General features: G+C 31.9%; 14 protein-coding genes and 1 tRNA gene. 7 read left to right on the forward strand and 8 right to left on the reverse strand.

The window, feature by feature from the left end:
- Positions 1-30 precede the first annotated feature (30 nt).
- The 4 genes from AC1DVP_RS10055 (at position 31) to AC1DVP_RS10070 (ending at position 4,977) form a co-directional block, all read left to right on the forward strand.
- Positions 31-1,185: a M14 family metallopeptidase gene (locus AC1DVP_RS10055; RefSeq protein ID WP_477183340.1), complete on the forward strand. Its 1,155-nt coding sequence runs from the start codon at positions 31-33 to the stop codon at positions 1,183-1,185.
- Between the two features lie 76 nt (positions 1,186-1,261).
- A complete protein-coding gene (locus tag AC1DVP_RS10060) occupies positions 1,262-1,741 on the forward strand; it encodes an Lrp/AsnC family transcriptional regulator (RefSeq protein ID WP_024981770.1) in 480 nt (159 codons plus the stop codon).
- A gap of 87 nt (positions 1,742-1,828) precedes the next feature.
- Positions 1,829-4,414: a phosphoenolpyruvate carboxylase gene (locus AC1DVP_RS10065; RefSeq protein ID WP_477183341.1), complete on the forward strand. Its 2,586-nt coding sequence runs from the start codon at positions 1,829-1,831 to the stop codon at positions 4,412-4,414.
- A gap of 47 nt (positions 4,415-4,461) precedes the next feature.
- Positions 4,462-4,977 (forward strand): DinB family protein, encoded by a 516-nt coding sequence (locus tag AC1DVP_RS10070; RefSeq protein ID WP_100430773.1) that lies wholly within the window; start codon positions 4,462-4,464, stop codon positions 4,975-4,977.
- 16 nt (positions 4,978-4,993) lie between these two features.
- Here AC1DVP_RS10070 and AC1DVP_RS10075 read toward each other — a convergent pair whose 3' ends face one another.
- The 7 genes from AC1DVP_RS10075 to aroB form a co-directional block, all read right to left on the reverse strand.
- Positions 4,994-5,470 (reverse strand): DNA-deoxyinosine glycosylase, encoded by a 477-nt coding sequence (locus AC1DVP_RS10075; protein WP_477183342.1) that lies wholly within the window; start codon positions 5,468-5,470, stop codon positions 4,994-4,996.
- Between the two features lie 4 nt (positions 5,471-5,474).
- Positions 5,475-7,586 (reverse strand): DNA helicase RecQ, encoded by a 2,112-nt coding sequence (recQ, locus tag AC1DVP_RS10080; protein ID WP_477183343.1) that lies wholly within the window; start codon positions 7,584-7,586, stop codon positions 5,475-5,477.
- Positions 7,587-7,670: 84 nt separating this feature from the next.
- Positions 7,671-8,075 carry a DNA primase gene (locus AC1DVP_RS10085; RefSeq protein WP_477183344.1) on the reverse strand — a complete coding sequence of 135 codons (405 nt, stop codon included), beginning with the start codon at positions 8,073-8,075 and terminating at the stop codon, positions 7,671-7,673.
- A gap of 9 nt (positions 8,076-8,084) precedes the next feature.
- Positions 8,085-9,056 carry a deoxyhypusine synthase family protein gene (locus tag AC1DVP_RS10090; RefSeq protein ID WP_315158493.1) on the reverse strand — a complete coding sequence of 324 codons (972 nt, stop codon included), beginning with the start codon at positions 9,054-9,056 and terminating at the stop codon, positions 8,085-8,087.
- Between the two features lie 109 nt (positions 9,057-9,165).
- On the reverse strand, positions 9,166-10,563 hold the full coding sequence (locus AC1DVP_RS10095) for a type III PLP-dependent enzyme domain-containing protein (protein WP_477183345.1): 1,398 nt from the start codon (positions 10,561-10,563) through the stop codon (positions 9,166-9,168).
- A 57-nt stretch (positions 10,564-10,620) separates the two neighbouring features.
- Positions 10,621-10,800 carry a hypothetical protein gene (locus AC1DVP_RS10100; RefSeq protein ID WP_315158487.1) on the reverse strand — a complete coding sequence of 60 codons (180 nt, stop codon included), beginning with the start codon at positions 10,798-10,800 and terminating at the stop codon, positions 10,621-10,623.
- Positions 10,801-10,857: 57 nt separating this feature from the next.
- Positions 10,858-11,925 carry a 3-dehydroquinate synthase gene (gene aroB, locus AC1DVP_RS10105; protein ID WP_477183463.1) on the reverse strand — a complete coding sequence of 356 codons (1,068 nt, stop codon included), beginning with the start codon at positions 11,923-11,925 and terminating at the stop codon, positions 10,858-10,860.
- Positions 11,926-12,018: 93 nt separating this feature from the next.
- Here aroB and AC1DVP_RS10110 point away from each other — a divergent pair, with 93 nt between their 5' ends.
- The gene (locus AC1DVP_RS10110) at positions 12,019-13,188 is read left to right on the forward strand and encodes a proline dehydrogenase family protein (RefSeq protein ID WP_477183346.1); all 1,170 of its coding nucleotides are present in this window, start codon (positions 12,019-12,021) and stop codon (positions 13,186-13,188) included.
- A 110-nt stretch (positions 13,189-13,298) separates the two neighbouring features.
- On the opposite strand, the gene AC1DVP_RS10115 is transcribed toward AC1DVP_RS10110, so the two are convergent.
- Positions 13,299-15,086: an ABC transporter ATP-binding protein gene (locus AC1DVP_RS10115; RefSeq protein WP_477183347.1), complete on the reverse strand. Its 1,788-nt coding sequence runs from the start codon at positions 15,084-15,086 to the stop codon at positions 13,299-13,301.
- Positions 15,087-15,270: 184 nt separating this feature from the next.
- On the opposite strand from AC1DVP_RS10115, the gene AC1DVP_RS10120 reads away from it, so the two are divergent.
- Together AC1DVP_RS10120 and AC1DVP_RS10125 are read left to right on the forward strand one after the other, a co-directional pair.
- Positions 15,271-15,345, forward strand: a tRNA-Val gene (locus AC1DVP_RS10120).
- A 260-nt stretch (positions 15,346-15,605) separates the two neighbouring features.
- A complete protein-coding gene (locus tag AC1DVP_RS10125) occupies positions 15,606-16,655 on the forward strand; it encodes a GntR family transcriptional regulator (RefSeq protein ID WP_477183348.1) in 1,050 nt (349 codons plus the stop codon).
- Positions 16,656-16,816 lie beyond the last annotated feature (161 nt).

Consider the following 16,816-nt stretch of genomic DNA (forward strand, 5'->3'; position numbering starts at 1 on the left):
TGTTTACTTTTGTAAATCAAATATTAGAATATGAATTTAGAACAGTTATTCAATCAAAATAAAGAAAACACAATTGAAGGGCGCTATATTACTTTAGAAAATATTGAGCCTTTATTAAACAAAGAATCCTTAAAAAAAGATGTAGCTATTATTGGAGAATCCGTTTTAGGAAAGCCCATTTACAGTTATCGAAAAGGAAACGGAAAAACCAAAATTTATCTTTGGTCGCAAATGCACGGTAACGAAAGTACAACTACTAAAGCGTTATTTGATTTTATAAATCTTCTTAATAATGGATCAGATTTAGCCAAGGAGCTTTTAGATGCCTTTACTTTTTATTGTATTCCGATGCTAAATCCTGATGGAGCCAAATTATATACGCGTGCAAATGCTAATAATATAGATTTGAACAGGGATTCGCAGGATCTTACACAGCCAGAAAGCAAAATTCTTAGATCTGTTTTCGAGGAATTTAAACCGGATTATTGTTTTAATCTTCATGATCAGCGTACCATTTTTGGAGTTGCAGATACAGGAAAACCTGCAACGGTTTCTTTTTTAGCGCCTTCTTATAATGCAGAGAGAGAGGTAAATGAATCAAGATTGAAAGCCATTAACCTTATTGCTGGCATTAATGAAGTATTACAGAATTATATTCCTGGACAAATAGGCCGATTTGACGATTCTTTCAATATTAACTGCATTGGAGACACTTTTCAATATTTAGGAGTTCCCACTGTATTATTCGAAGCAGGTCATTACCCAGATGATTATGAAAGAGAAAAAACAAGAAAATTCGTATTCATGTCTTTACTTGAGAGTTTCATTATTCTCAGCGAAAACGTTATAGTTAATAATAGAACTGATAAATATTTAAATATTCCTCAGAATAATGTTAGTTTTTTTGATTTTATGTATAAAAATGTCAAAATAAATTATGATGGTAATGAAATTATCACGAATTTTGTTGCACAATATAAGGAAGAGTTAATTGACAATAAATTAAATTTTAATGCTTACATAGTTGAAGCAGGTGATTTAAAGGGCTATTATGGTCATTATGAGTATGATGCAAAAGGAGCATTATATAAAGATGGACAAAATAACAGACCCAAAGAAAATCAAAAAGCAGATTTCAATTTTGATGAAAAAGTGTTTTTCGTTAATGGAAAATTAAAAAATTGATTTTTTTGCTGTTTATTTAATTTTTATTTATAATTTTAACTTTTTTAGTAGCAAATAACCGTATAATAAAAGAATTATGAGTAAGTTTCGTTTAGATGAAGTAGATCACCAGATTTTAGATATGTTGATAGACAACACAAGAGTTCCGTTTACAGACATTGCTAAAAAATTATTGATTTCAGCTGGAACGGTGCATGTTAGAGTTAAAAAAATGGAAGATGCCGGGATCATAATGGGATCTTCATTAGTCCTTGATTATGATAAATTGGGGTATTCATTTATTGCCTATGTAGGTGTTTTTCTTAATAATACTTCTCAAACAAAATTTGTTTTAGAGCGTATAAATGAGATTCCATTTGTAACAGTAGCTTCTGTAACTACAGGCAAATTCAATATTTTTTGCAAGATCAGAGCAAAAGACACTAAGCATGCTAAGGATGTTATTTTTATGATTGATGACATAGAGGGTGTTTATAGAACAGAAACTATGATTTCTCTTGAGGAAAGCATTAACGATAAAAAGCGTTTGATGCATACTATTTTCAAAGAAATGTAAATCTTGAATGCTATATATAAATATAACCTCAAGTGTAATCTTGGGGTTTTTTTATGTTAGATTAATCAACCAACTAATAGTACAATTATGTATACGTTACCTAAAATAGAGCGTTTTAACGAAAATGTTTTATCTAAATACCATATTTACAATAGTGTTTTTATAACATTGCCTTTCGATTCTGTTGATAATACAGGTGTTTTGTTGCCTATTTTTACAGAACTTTGCGATTCAGGCTTCAAAAAGCAAAAAACTCCTACAGAAATATTCGATTTCTTTTCAGATAAATACATGCATAGTGATTCTGAAAAAGATAAAATTAATCTGATGTTTCATTTTATACAATACATTGAGCGTCAGATTGTTTTGTTTGATGCTATTGAAGATGCTGCTTTTCCTGTGGTAAACAATATGGAAGGAAGAGGTTCTCTTCGTGATATTAAAGAGAAATCTGATGTTAGAGGCAATAAAGAGGAATTAATTAATTTCTTAGAAAACTTTAATGTTCGTACTGTTTTAACAGCTCATCCAACTCAATTTTATCCGGGTTCTGTTTTAGGAATTATTAATGATTTGACAGAAGCTCTTAGAAAGAACAATCTATTAGAAATAAAGCAGTTATTAGCTCAATTAGGGAAAACGCCTTTTATTCAAAATGAAAAACCGAATCCTTATGATGAAGCTGTTAGCCTAATTTGGTATCTTGAAAATGTTTTTTATAACACTTCAGGAGAAATGGTTCATTATCTGCAAAAAAATGTTTTTGAAGGAGAATCCATAAAAAATCCATTAATTAAACTTGGTTTCTGGCCTGGCGGTGACCGTGACGGTAACCCATTTGTTACTACAGAAATCACATTGAAAGTTGCTGAGCGTTTGAGAACTTCTATTTTAAAATGCTATTATTTTGAAATAAGAAATTTAAAAAGAAAGCTAACTTTTCCAGTTGTAGATTCACTGGTAATGGAGCTTGAGCAAAAATTATATCGTTCTGTTTTTTATTCAAAAGGAGATATTTTTATTACGCTTGATGAATTTAAACTGCAGTTAAATAAGATAAAAACTATAATAATCGAACAGCATCAGTCATTATATGTTGATCAGATAGATGCCTTGCTTATTCGTATTAATTTATTTGGTTTCCATTTTGCTACTTTAGATATCAGACAAAACAGTAAAATTCATCAAAGTGTTTTTTATGATATTGTCGATTATTACTCAAAATCAAAAGAAAATGTTTTCCCTGCTGATTATTTCCAATTAACTGATGAAAAAAAATTGGAAGTATTGTCAACTCTGAAAGGCAATTTAGATGCTGCTGATTTTGAAAATGAAATGACAAGATCTACTATTGAATCCATTCAGTGTATCAAAACAATTCAAGAAAACAATGGAGAATTTGGCGCCAACCGTTATATCATAAGTAATAACGAAAGTGCACTTAATGTTATGGAAACTTTTGCCTTATTTAAATTATGCAATTGGGAAAATGCTACCGTAGATATTATTCCGCTTTTTGAATCAGTTGATGATTTGCATAATGCACATTCTGTGATGGAAACATTATACACAAATCCTGAATATATTCAGCATTTGCAAAAAAGAAATAACAAACAAACAATAATGTTAGGTTTTTCTGATGGAACAAAAGATGGTGGCTATTTAATGGCAAACTGGAGCATTTATAAAGCAAAAGAAGCTTTGACTGAAATGTCCAGAAAATATGGAATTCATGTTATATTTTTTGATGGACGTGGCGGGCCTCCTGCGCGTGGCGGAGGAAAAACCCATAAATTTTATGCTTCACTAGGCCCAAATATTGAAAATAATGAAATCCAAATTACAATTCAAGGACAAACCATCAGTTCGAATTTTGGAACATTAGATTCTTGCCGCTATAATTTGGAAAACCTTTTGAGCGCCGGTGTAGCCAATCAAGTATTTAATCAAGGGCAAAATCAGCTAAGTACAGATGAAAAAGGAATTTTGGATCAAATGGCCGAATTAGGATATGATAAATATTTGAGTTTTAAAAATCATCCTAAATTTATTCCTTATTTGGAACAAATGAGTACTTTGAAATACTACGCCAAAACCAATATTGGTAGCCGTCCTTCAAAAAGAAGTAAATCTGAAAGTCTTGATTTTGCTGATTTGAGGGCAATTCCATTTGTGGGTTCTTGGAGCCAATTAAAACAAAATGTTCCGGGATTTTTTGGAGTAGGTACTGCTTTAAAGCATTTCGAAAATAATAATCAATGGGATAAAGTTCAAAATCTATATAATGATTCATTATTTTTCAGAACCTTGCTTGAAAACAGCATGATGTCATTGGCAAAATCATTTTTCCCATTAACTGCATATATGAGCAAGGATCCGGAATTTGGTGCTTTTTGGCAAATTATTTATGATGAATTTTTGGAAACAAAAAGACTATTATTAAAAATTGCCGGTCATACTGAATTAATGGAAAATTATCCAGATGGTATAGCTTCTATTCAAATGAGAGAGCGTATAGTATTACCGCTGTTGACAATACAGCAATATGCTTTACTTAAAATTAGTGAGCTAAATAAAGCAGAAAACCCAGATTTGAACTTGATAAAAGTGTATGAAAAAATTGTGACCCGCTCTCTTTTTGGCAATACCAATGCAAGCAGAAATTCTGCCTAAAATACTGATATAAAAATTAAATTCTAAATTTCTAAAAAATTGTCATTATGAATTCCAATCAATTGCCAGTAAATGAATATTCTAAATTTAATGCTACATATATACAAGCATTAGAAAATGTTGAATTATTTGAAGAATTAGAAATTAGTTTGCACGACTTTATCAAATTTGTTCAAAATATTCCCTTGGACAAATTTGATTACAGTTATGCTGAAGGCAAATGGACAATCAAAGAAATCATTCAGCACATTATTGATGCCGAAAGAATTTTTAGCTACCGGGCACTTAGAATTTCAAGAAACGACAAAACACCATTGCCTGGTTTTGAAGAAAATGATTATGTAGACAATACAGATGCCAAAAGCAGAAGTATTCAAGATTTATTAACGGAATTTTCGGCTGTTCGCCATTCAAATTTATTGATGTTCAAAAGTTTTTCGGATGAACAATTAAGAAGAATTGGAACTGCATCAGGTCATGAAGTTTCGGTAAGAGCCTTAGGCTTTTTAATTCTTGGCCATCTTAAACATCATCAAAAAGTTTTTGCAGAAAGATATTTATAAAAATTAAGTTTTTTATTTAAAAACAGCTCGACCAAATTTTTAACTTATTCTCAAAAGACATAGTATTTGCAGGACTGCTGGAAGGCATTACAAAATAAGTGATGCCTTCTATTTGTCCAAATCTCTTCATAAAAAAAGCATGACTCTGTTTTCCATTAAAAACAATTTTATTGATCGCTGGAAATTTTTCGAGTAAAGCCATAAAATCATTTTCCTTTTGATTTTTTATATGAATATCCAAACTTCCCTTTCTTTCACAATTTTCTAATACATCCCACAGCCCAATTTTATTAGATTGAAGAAATTGAATTTTTTCTTCAAAATTTTCAGGAATGGGTAATGCATCAAAAAGCGTGTAAATTATTTTCCAAAAATGATTTCTTGGATTTGCATAATATTCCTGTTTTTCAAGAGACATAGCTCCAGGCATAGTTCCTAAAATTAATATTTCTGTTTTTAAATTTACAAAATATGAAAATGAATGTATTGTCATAAAATTAAAGTGCTACATTTTCTTTTTCGAGTATAGCCAAACCAATTCTGATTTTATCATAAGAAAGCTGTTCTTCAAAAAAATCAAAATATGGTTTCAAAGCGTTTGGAGCTTCCAGTTTAATTTTTGCCTCTGCAATTTTTGCAATTTCCCCATCATTTATAAAAATACTCAAATTTATCGAATGACCATCACTAAATAATTTAGTCAAATGCGAAATTATCGTAGGTACTCCTAATTTTCTTTTTAATGCAATTTCTTCAACGGTCATTCCGCTTTGAAACAGTTCCAAAGTTTCTTTATAAGTAGTATTTTCTTTTTTTACTCTCACTGATTTGCTTTTTTGAAATTCAATGATTGCTTTTATGAAGGCATCACCATATTTTTCGAGCTTTGCTTTTCCAACTCCATCAATTGCCAGAAATTCGGAATCACTCATTGGGCGCTGAATTTCGAACTGTTTCAAAGTGGCATCATTAAAAATAATGTAGGCTGGAACTTCTTCTTCTTTCGCAATTTCAGAGCGCAGTTTTCTAAGAACTTCAAAAAGAGAATTCGCAGCAGATTTTATTTTAACAGTTTTAGGCTCAACTGCTTTGGCATTCATTTTTTGAACAGTTGTCAATTGAACTTTTTCTCCCTCAAATAATACTTTCTTTGCAAAAGGAGTCAATTTTATTTTATTCTGCTGATGAAAGGCAATTTCGCAATATCCCAGATTAATCAATTGAATCAGATATTGATTCCAGTCATACCACGAAATATCGGTACCTACTCCATAGGTTTTTAAATTTTGATATCCTTTGTCATAAATAGATGCATTTTTGGAACCTCTTAAAAAATCTACAATTACAGGTAAAGCTTCTGATTCCTTCAAACGAATGATTCCTGACAATGCTTTTTGCGCAATTATTGTTCCGTCAATAAAAGCGGGAGGATTTTTGCAAATATCGCAATTGCCACAATTTTCAGTTACCAATTCACCAAAATAAGAAAGCAATATTTTTCTGCGGCAGCTCAATGCATCCGCATATTGTTTCATTCTTTCCAATTTTGCCAATTGTACATCAGCATTCAAACCTTCGGAAGCAAATTTTTGCAGCTGAATCATATCACCATAACTTTCGAATAAAACGGTTTCAGATGGTAATCCGTCACGGCCCGCTCTTCCAATTTCTTGATAATAACCTTCAATGTTTTTTGGTAAATTATAATGAATGACCCAACGGACATTTGATTTATCAATTCCCATCCCAAAAGCAATAGTTGCACAAACCACCTGACAATCATCGCTAATAAATTCATCTTGAGTTTTTGATCGTATTTTACTATCCAAACCAGCATGATAGGCTTTGGCTTTAATTCCTGTTTTTTGCAATTTTTCGGTAAGTTCTTCTGTTGTCTTTCGGCTTAGACAATAGACAATGCCCGATTCATTTGGCTTATTTTTTATAAAATCTATAATTTGCTTTACACGATCCAAAGCCGGTCTAACTTCCAAGCTCAAATTTTTCCTATCGAAAGAAGAAACAAAAATTTCCGGACTAATTAAATTTAACTGTTCAGAAATATCAGTACGCGTTGCTTTATCGGCTGTTGCTGTCAATGCTAAAATTGGAGTAGAAGGGAAGCGGTTTTTAAGATACCCTAAATTAGTATATGCAGGTCGAAAATCATGGCCCCAGGCAGAAATACAATGTGCTTCGTCAATAGCGATTAAGCTCACAACTATCTGACTAAATGTATTTTCTAAAAACGACAAACTCTCTGGTGCAACATAAACCAGTTTAACTTTATTGTCTTTTAAATTTTGAATATGAAATTGCTGCTCTTCAGATGATTGGCTGCTATTAATAAAACAGGCGTCAATTCCATTTGCTTTCAGGCTGTCCACCTGATCTTTCATTAGGGCAATTAATGGCGAAATAACAATTGTGATTCCTGGAAAGACTAAAGCGGGAAGCTGAAAGCATATTGATTTTCCCCCACCAGTTGGCATAATTGCCAAAGTATCCTTTCCTGAAAGTATACAATTAATAATTTCTTCTTGATTAGGTCTGAATTTTTCAAACCCAAAATTTTCTTTAAGTTTGGCGTGTAGAATTGCTGTTGTCATTTTGGCTTATATTTTGAAAAATAAATATAATAAAAAAAGGAACTCAAATTCGAGTTCCTTTCTATATTTCAATAAATTTAAAAATTAATCTTCATCGTCTTCATCATCCTCATCATCTGCGATGTCTTTACTGTCAGAATCTTCATCATCGTCATCACCGTCTAAATCTGGTTTATCATTGTCATCGTCGTCATCGTCATCATCGTCGTCAGCATCTTCAACGTCTAATTCTAAACCGCTGATTGGTTCAACTACATCATCTATTTCATCATCTTCATCATAATTTCCAATTCTGTCGGCAAGCTTAGTACTTACTTTTACTAAATAAATAGTATCTTCAGTTTTAACTTCAACAGCTTCGATTAATTCATTTTTGGCATTTCTAAATCTTATGATGTCTGAATCATCATAACCATCAGGAAATTTATCAACCAAAAGATTTAAAATTTCGTTGGTCAATTTGGCGTAATCAACTATTATTCTTTTCATAAATAATTATTATAAATCTAACAAATAGGCAAAAATTAATGGAGCTACAATCGTAGCATCCGATTCGATAATGAATTTTGGAGTTGTAATATCTAATTTACCCCAAGTGATTTTTTCATTAGGAACCGCTCCTGAATAAGATCCGTAGCTGGTTGTAGAATCTGAAATCTGACAGAAATAACTCCAAAATGGAATATCATGCATTTCCATATCCTGATACAGCATTGGTACTACACAAATCGGGAAATCACCTGCAATACCTCCTCCAATTTGAAAGAAACCAACACCATTAGTGCTATTTTTTGGATACCAGTCTGATAAGAAAACCATATATTCAATACCTGATTTCATCGTCGATGCTTTCAAATCTCCCTTGATAACATATGATGCAAAAATATTTCCCATAGTACTGTCTTCCCACCCCGGTACAATAATAGGTAAATTTTTCTCAGCTGCAGCATACATCCAACTGTCTTTCAAATCAATTTCATAATATTCTTCTAAGACACCGGAAAGTAACATTTTATACATGAACTCATGAGGGAAATATCTTTCTCCTTTATCATCAGCATCTTTCCAAATTTTATAAATGTGTTTTTGAAGACGACGAAAAGCCTCATGTTCCGGAATACAAGTATCTGTAACTCTGTTCAATCCTCTTTCTAACAAATCCCATTCATCCTGCGGAGTTAAATCACGATAGTTTGGAACTCTTTCGTAGTGAGAATGCGCTACCAAATTCATAATATCTTCTTCAAGATTAGCTCCTGTACAAGAAATAATCTGAACTTTGTCCTGACGAATTATTTCGGCAAAAATTTTTCCAATTTCAGCGGTACTCATTGCACCAGCCATACTTACCATCATTTTTGCACCATTCGCTAATTGCTGCTCATAAGCTTTTGCAGCGTCAACTAAAGATGCAGAATTGAAATGCAGATAATGCTTTTCAATAAACTGACTGATTGGTCCTTTACTCATATTCTTTTTTTTCTTTTTTTGTTTAGTGCTCAAAAGGTTTATAGAGATTTGGATTTACAAATAAAAGAAATTTATAAATATCAAATTCCCTGTTCCCAATTTATATTTATTATTTATTATAACCTAATATTTTTAGTACATCCTCAGCTGTCTGCTGTTCAGAAAACACTTCGGTTGCCAGTATTCCATTCTCATCGCGGTCAATCAAAATGTGTTTTGGCTGCGGTATTAAGCAGTGCTGCAATCCACCAAAACCACCAATAGTTTCCTGGTAAGCCCCTGTGTTAAAAAAACCTAAATATAATGGTTTATCCTTATTGTATTTTGGCAAATATATAGCATTCATATTTTGCTCAGAGTTGTAATAATCATCACTGTCACAAGTCATACCACCTAACAAAACTCTTTCATAAGTTTCATTCCATCTGTTAATGGCTAACATGATAAAACGCTTGTTAATAGCCCAAGTATCTGGTAAAGTTGTAATAAAAGAGGAATCAATCATATTCCATTTTTCCCTATCGTTTTGCTGTTTTTGATACAACACCTGATAAATAGCACCTCCGCTTTCTCCAACTGTAAATGAACCAAATTCAGTAAAAATATTTGGAACATCAACTTCCGCTTCATCACAGGCAATTTTAATCTGATTGATGATTTCGTCAATCATATATTGGTAATCGTATTCGAAAGCCAACGAATTCTTGATTGGAAAACCACCGCCAATATTTAAGCCATCAAGAGTAGGGCATTCTTTTTTCAAAGCTACATATACTTTGATACATTTTACAAGCTCATTCCAATAATAAGCATTGTCATTGATTCCAGTATTAATAAAAAAGTGCAGCATTTTAAGCTCCAAGTTTTTATTCTCTTTTATCTCTTTTTTATAAAATGGAACAATGTTTTTGTATCCAATACCTAATCGAGAGGTATAAAATTCAAATTTGGGTTCCTCTTCAGCGGCAATTCTGATTCCGATCTTAAATTTACCATTGATTTGCCCTTGAAGCAAATCCAATTCCTCATAGTTATCAATAATTGGAATGGTATTCTTATGCCCATTATTAACTAATCTGGCAATATTTTCAATGTATTGGTCTCTTTTGAAGCCATTACAAATGATATAAGTGCTTTTGTTAATTTGTCCTTTCTCTAATAAATTTTCAACAATATTAATATCAAAAGCAGAAGATGTTTCAATATGAATGTTATTCTTGAAAGCTTCATTCATAACATATTTAAAATGAGAGCTTTTTGTACAATAACAATAAAAATATTTTGCTTCGTATTTGTTTTTTTCCATCGATTTACGAAACCAGCTCTTGGCTTTGTTAATATTATTGGAAATTTGCGGCAAATACGTAAATTTCAAAGGAGTACCATACGTATCTACCAACTTCATTAAATCGATATTATGAAACTGAAGATTGTCCTTGTTTAATTTGAATTCTTCTTGTGGAAAGTAATACGTTTGATTTATTAAGTCAGAATATTTTGTATTCATTTGTTTTTAGAGTTTTTATGAAATTAATTGTATTTAAAAAATAGAATTAATATAAAATCAAACCCTAATGTTGGCATAGATAATCTGAAGCTCATCATAATCTGCCTTAAAATATTGAAATACATCAAAACTAAAATTTCCTTTTATACCATAGAAACGTTTCAATATGCTCAAAAAAGCTCTATTGTTCCTGTTTCTTTTTGTAGAAAACATTTTGGTATTTTTATTTTTATTCATTGTGGCAAATGTAAAAAATAATATAAACGCAAAGCAATCCTTTTTATTAAAAAATAGCTAAGATTTATAATCCTGAAAAGCGTTTAGAATTAATTCGTTTTCAACAGATTGATTAATTTTAATTTTTCCGATGCCTTCAATTAATGCAAATTGTATCATTCCATACTCGTTTTTCTTATCATGAATCAGTAATTCAAGTATCGGATCAATATCATTTTCTTCAAAAACTACGTCATCGTATATTGACTTTAGAGTTGATTTTATTTCATTGTATTCCTCTTCGGTAATTAGATTTTTATGCAATGATATATAACTCTCCAGCACCATTCCTACAGCAATAGCTTCTCCGTGCAACAAAGTAGTTTTATTTTTATTTTCTAAAAAATAACTTTCGATTGCGTGTCCTAGCGTATGTCCAAAATTTAGTGATTTTCTAATGTTTTTCTCTGTTGGATCCTGCATTACGATAATATTCTTAATTTCAACAGAACGATGTATTAAAGTATCTAATTGATTAAAATCAATTGCTTTAATATCCAAAAATGATTCCCAGTAAGCTTTGTCGAAAATTAATCCGTGTTTCAGCATTTCTGCAAGACCAGACCGCATTTCATTTTGAGGAACCGTTTCAAGATATGCTGTATCAATCAAAACCATTTTTGGAGTATTGATTACACCAATCTGATTCTTCAGGTTTCCTAAATCAACTCCATTTTTTCCGCCAACAGAAGCATCAACCATAGATAATAAAGTTGTTGGAATATGAATAAAATCTACACCTCTTTTAAAAGTTGAAGCCACAAAACCGCCTAAATCAGTTACAACACCACCACCAATATTAATAATCAGCGTTTTTCTGTCGGCTCCAAGCTCTGTCAAGACATTCCAAATTTCAATACAAGTTTCTATATTTTTATTTATTTCACCTGCTTCAAATTCTATAATTTCTATCGTTAAATCGGTTTCTAATAATGGCAGTAATTTAGGCAGGCAATATTCATTCGTATTAGTATCTGCAATAATAAAAAGATTAGAATATTTGTTCTCTTTTAGGTGTTGGTTTAGTCTTTCATAAGCAGTTTCATTGAAATGAACTGGATAATTATTGGCTTGAATAGATTGCATCATTTTATTTTAATTAAAAGCGCAAAATAAGGCAAATTTTGCAAATAATAATGACTTACTCTCTTTATATTTGCAAAAAAAATATAACAAAATATGGATAATATTTTCAATAACACACAAATTGCGTTTGCATTGAAAAGCGATACTGAGCTCGACAGAGCTTATTTTCTTTTCAAATTAATCAATAGCCAGCCATTAGTCCGTATTGGCACAGCAGTTACTAATTTTGCAATAAAGGCTAATCTTCCTGTTGAAAGTTTAATTCGAGCGACAGTTTTTGACCATTTTTGCGGAGGCGTAAACGAAGATGACTGCTTAACAGTTGTTGATAAAATGTTTACTAAAGGAGTTTCTTCAGTCTTGGATTATTCGGTAGAAGGAAAAGAAGAGGAAAATCAATTTGATGCGGCATTGGAAATGACCTTAAAAACCATTGAGTTTGCCAAAGAACGCAAAGCAATTCCTTTTGCAGTATTTAAACCTACAGGTCTAGGCCGATTGGATTTGTATGAGAAAATTGGAGAGAAACAAACACTAACTCCTGAAGAACAATCTGAATGGGATAGGGTAGTAGCGCGTTTTGATCAAGTGTGCGGTGAAGCTCATAAAAAAAATGTGGCATTATTGATTGATGCTGAAGAAAGCTGGATGCAAGAAGCGGCTGATGATTTGGTTACTGAAATGATGCGCAAATACAATAAAGAAAAAGTAATTGTTTTCAACACACTTCAAATGTACCGTTGGGATCGTTTGGATTATTTGAAACAATTGCATGAACAGGCAAAAGCAGAAGGATTCTATATTGGAATAAAATTGGTTCGCGGCGCTTATATGGAAAAAGAAAATCTTCGCGCCGAAGAAAAAGGATATCCAACACCAATATGCGCTTCTAAAGAAGCTTCTGACGTAAATTATGACGCAGCTGTCCTATATATGGCAGAACATTTAGATACTATGTCGATTTTTGCAGGAACGCACAATGAAGAAAGCACCTATAAGTTAATGGAGATAATGAAAATCAAAGGAATTTCGTCAAATGATGACAGAATTTGGTTTGGACAACTATATGGAATGAGTGATAATATCAGCTATAATTTGGCTTCCAATGGCTATAATATTGCTAAATACTTGCCTTTTGGCCCCGTTAAAGATGTTATGCCATATTTGATTCGCCGTGCCGAAGAAAATACTTCTGTAGCTGGGCAAACCAGCCGTGAGCTCTCCATGATTAAAGCAGAACGCAATAGAAGAAAAGGGAAGTAGAATTCAGTCAGCAGTTTTCAATTATTTAGGATTTCGAAAATTGCAACTATTTTATAAAAAAATCCATTTGCGAAAAACAAATGGATTTTTTTATGGCTTAAATGGAGAAACTAAGAATTGCTAAACTGTAAATTACTCAAGTTTTTATACAGTCCATTTTCGAGATTAATTAATTCCTGATGTGTTCCCTGTTCGCTGATTTTCCCGTTATCGAGCACTAAAATTTGATCGGCAGAACGAATCGTTGAAAGACGGTGAGCAATAATAATACTGGTTCTTCCTTCCATCAAAATTTCCAAAGCTTCCTGAACCAGTTTTTCACTTTCACTATCCAATGATGAAGTAGCTTCGTCAAGAATTAATATCGAAGGGTTTTTTAATAGCGCACGAGCAATTGCAATACGCTGTCTTTGTCCACCCGAAAGTTTGATCCCTCTTTCTCCGACTATAGTATCAAATTTTTCAGGAAAGCTTTCTATAAAAACATAGGCATTTGCTTGCTTTGCAGCCATGATAATCTCTTCATCAGTAGCATTGGGTTTGCCGTAAGCAATATTTTCCTTTATAGTCCCTCCAAACAGGATCACATCTTGCGGAACAATACTCATATTACCACGCAGGTTTTCCAAATCAAAATCATAAATATTTTTTCCATCTATTAAGATTTCACCACCATCTATATCATAAAAACGCAATAATAAAGATGCAATGGTCGATTTTCCCATACCGCTTGGTCCGACAAGAGCTATTTTTTGTCCAAAACCTGCAGAAAAATTAATGCCTTTCAAAACCTGAACTTCTTTTCTGGACGGATAACTAAAAGCAACATCCTTAAAAGTTACATCACCTTTAATCTTGTTTATCGAAGGAATGTGCGCATTTGAATTAATTTTTTCGGGTGTTTCATCCAATAGTTCAAAAACTCTTTCGGTCGCACCAATTGCTTTCTGCATTTGTGCATATAATTCGGCAATTCCACCTGAAGACGCTCCCACATAACTGGAATACAATATAAAGGTAAACAATTGTCCAACCGTGATTTCGCCAGCAATACTCAGTTGTACACCATACCAAACAACAGCCACAATCGTTCCGAATAAACAGATAATAATAAAGGACGCAAAAAAGCCTCTAAACTGTCCGCCCTTAATACCCATTTTAACGACTTCTTTAATTCTTTCTTTATAACGTGCAATTTCGTACCATTCATTGGCGAAAGCCTTAACTATACTGATTCCCTGCATTGTTTCTTCCACAACTACTTGGCTTTCGGCAACTTGATCCTGCACTTTTTTCGAATATTTTCGAATAAATCGTCCAAAAATAACGGCAGCAACACCAACAAAAGGTACCACCGAAACCATCATAATAGTTAATTTAATATTAATACTGGCCAGCATGGCAAAACTCCCGATAATTAATATAAATTGTCTTAAAAACTCTGCAATTGTAGTGGTTAAAGTATCTTGAATTTGAGTAATATCATTACTGATTCGGCTATTTAATTCGCCTACCCGTTTTTGGGAAAAAAATGACATTGGTAATTTAACCAAATTAGTATATAGAGCCAAACGAACATTTGCCAATGTATTTTCGGTAAAATTGACGAATAATGAAAGTCTGAAAAAAGAGAATAATGACTGCAGTAATAGTACTAAACCTAATCCCAATGCAATTTGATTGGCTAAATGTGCATCCTTTTTATTAACACAATCCACGAGCATTCCCATAAATTTWGGAAAGGCCAGGGCAGTAACACTGGTAAGGAGTAAGAAAACCAATCCCAAATAAAATTTCCATTTGTGATTATTGGCATATTTAAAAATCAGGATTGCTTTTTGCAGTGAACTTGCTGTAATTTTTGATTTTGGTAAATCATTTTCTTGGAATCGCGCCATTGTATTTGTTTTATGATACAAATGTAAGGTTATAAGAAGTTCATAGCAAAAAAAAAATCCACATTCAATTTTAAATAAGGTACTGTTTATGAGCAACTAATAATAAAACAGTTATTTTTTATTTGATTTTTTTTGAATTTTGCTTGCAATTACGAGTTCTAGTTGTATATTTGCACACGCAATAGGGCGATTAGCTCAGCTGGTTCAGAGCACCTCGTTTACACCGAGGGGGTCGGGGGTTCGAACCCCTCATCGCCCACAAAACTTCTCAAATTTATTGAGAAGTTTTTTTTTGCCCTATATCGAAAAAAATGTTTAACGACATAGTTAGATCAGGAAAATATTCTGAGTCTGGATTTTTATTATTTTTGAATCAATTATTTATAAATAATAAGTATATTTTAAAATGAATGTAAAATCAAAGTCCATGAATTATACTCAAAACAGTTTAAAGCATAAAAGAATACTTGAATTTTCTCTTGTTCAAAATATTATAGTGCTGTTAATTTCATAAGTACCATGCAACAACAAAAATTAAAATTAATTGTAAGCAGACATTCTAGCACTCCAAAATATATGCAGGTAGCCGAATGCATCATGAATGATATAAATTTAGGAACACTAGAAGCAGGACAACAAATACCTTCGATTAATGAATTAAGTCAGGTAAGTTCCCTATCACGCGATACAATTCAAAAGGCCTATAAATATTTGCGTACCAAAAATCTAATCATTTCTGTTAAGGGAGTTGGCAATTTTATCAATAAAAACAATTCTTCAGACAAGTTTAATATTTTTTTCCTGATTAATAAGCCAAGTTCTTATAAGATGGAAATTTGTGATGCTTTTGTGGATACAATAGGTGCCAAAGGGAATATTTCTGTATCTTTTTATTATTGTGATGAAAATCTTTTTATTGACGCTTTGAAAAAAAACTTAGGCATGTTTGATTATTACGTAATTATGCCTCATTTTAAAAACGAAAGCAATACTCATGTCAGTTATACAGATAAAGCTTTCGAGGCTCTTCAAAATATGCCCAAAGACAAACTTATTTTACTGGATACCGTAAAAGAAGGAATCACCGGAAATTATGGTGCAGTATGCCAAGACTTTAAAAATGATATTTTCCATGCATTAGAACAGGCGTCGGACAAACTCAAAAAGTATGAAAAAATCATTTTAATATACCCAAATAATGCTGTATTTCCATACCCACAGCTCATTATAACTGGCTTTAAAGCATTCTGTATTTCTTATAATTTTAATTTTGAGGTAATAAACGATATTAATGATTGTCTAAAATCCGAAAGCAAAGACGCTTACATAGTAATCGAGGAATCAGATTTGGTCTATTTAGTCCAGAAAATCAAATCCAAAAATCTAGTATTAGGAAAAGATATAGGTGTAATTTCATACAATGAAACTCCACTTAAATCATTACTTGACATAGCAGTTATTAGTACTGATTTTAGAGCTATGGGAACACTTGCTGCCGGTCTGATATTATCAAACAAAAAAGAGATAATTAAAAATGAATTTAAGTATATTGAGCGCAGTTCATTATAACACATTTCGAAATATAATTGGCCATATTGAAAAACCGCTTTTGAATACAAATAGAAGAATGATTTAGCTAATCAAGACTTTAAAAATTAGTCATTATAAAAAAATTCTTGATTTAAGATTGCACGCCCAAATAAATTATATAATGATAATAGAAACGATTA

The organism is Flavobacterium sp. P3_A6 (assembly GCF_056403035.1).

Bases quoted from the DNA above. Each gene is read 5' to 3' on its own strand.
- AC1DVP_RS10085 (WP_477183344.1), bottom strand. From the start codon at position 8,075: ATGAAAAGAATAATAGTTGATTACGCCAAATTGACCAACGAAATTTTA.
- recQ (WP_477183343.1), bottom strand. From the start codon at position 7,586: ATGACAACAGCAATTCTACACGCCAAACTTAAAGAAAATTTTGGGTTT.
- AC1DVP_RS10100 (WP_315158487.1), bottom strand. From the start codon at position 10,800: ATGAATAAAAATAAAAATACCAAAATGTTTTCTACAAAAAGAAACAGG.
- AC1DVP_RS10095 (WP_477183345.1), bottom strand. From the start codon at position 10,563: ATGAATACAAAATATTCTGACTTAATAAATCAAACGTATTACTTTCCA.
- AC1DVP_RS10070 (WP_100430773.1), top strand. From the start codon at position 4,462: ATGAATTCCAATCAATTGCCAGTAAATGAATATTCTAAATTTAATGCT.
- aroB (WP_477183463.1), bottom strand. From the start codon at position 11,925: ATGCAATCTATTCAAGCCAATAATTATCCAGTTCATTTCAATGAAACT.
- AC1DVP_RS10110 (WP_477183346.1), top strand. From the start codon at position 12,019: ATGGATAATATTTTCAATAACACACAAATTGCGTTTGCATTGAAAAGC.
- AC1DVP_RS10125 (WP_477183348.1), top strand. From the start codon at position 15,606: ATGCAACAACAAAAATTAAAATTAATTGTAAGCAGACATTCTAGCACT.
- AC1DVP_RS10075 (WP_477183342.1), bottom strand. From the start codon at position 5,470: ATGACAATACATTCATTTTCATATTTTGTAAATTTAAAAACAGAAATA.
- AC1DVP_RS10060 (WP_024981770.1), top strand. From the start codon at position 1,262: ATGAGTAAGTTTCGTTTAGATGAAGTAGATCACCAGATTTTAGATATG.
- AC1DVP_RS10055 (WP_477183340.1), top strand. From the start codon at position 31: ATGAATTTAGAACAGTTATTCAATCAAAATAAAGAAAACACAATTGAA.
- AC1DVP_RS10065 (WP_477183341.1), top strand. From the start codon at position 1,829: ATGTATACGTTACCTAAAATAGAGCGTTTTAACGAAAATGTTTTATCT.
- AC1DVP_RS10090 (WP_315158493.1), bottom strand. From the start codon at position 9,056: ATGAGTAAAGGACCAATCAGTCAGTTTATTGAAAAGCATTATCTGCAT.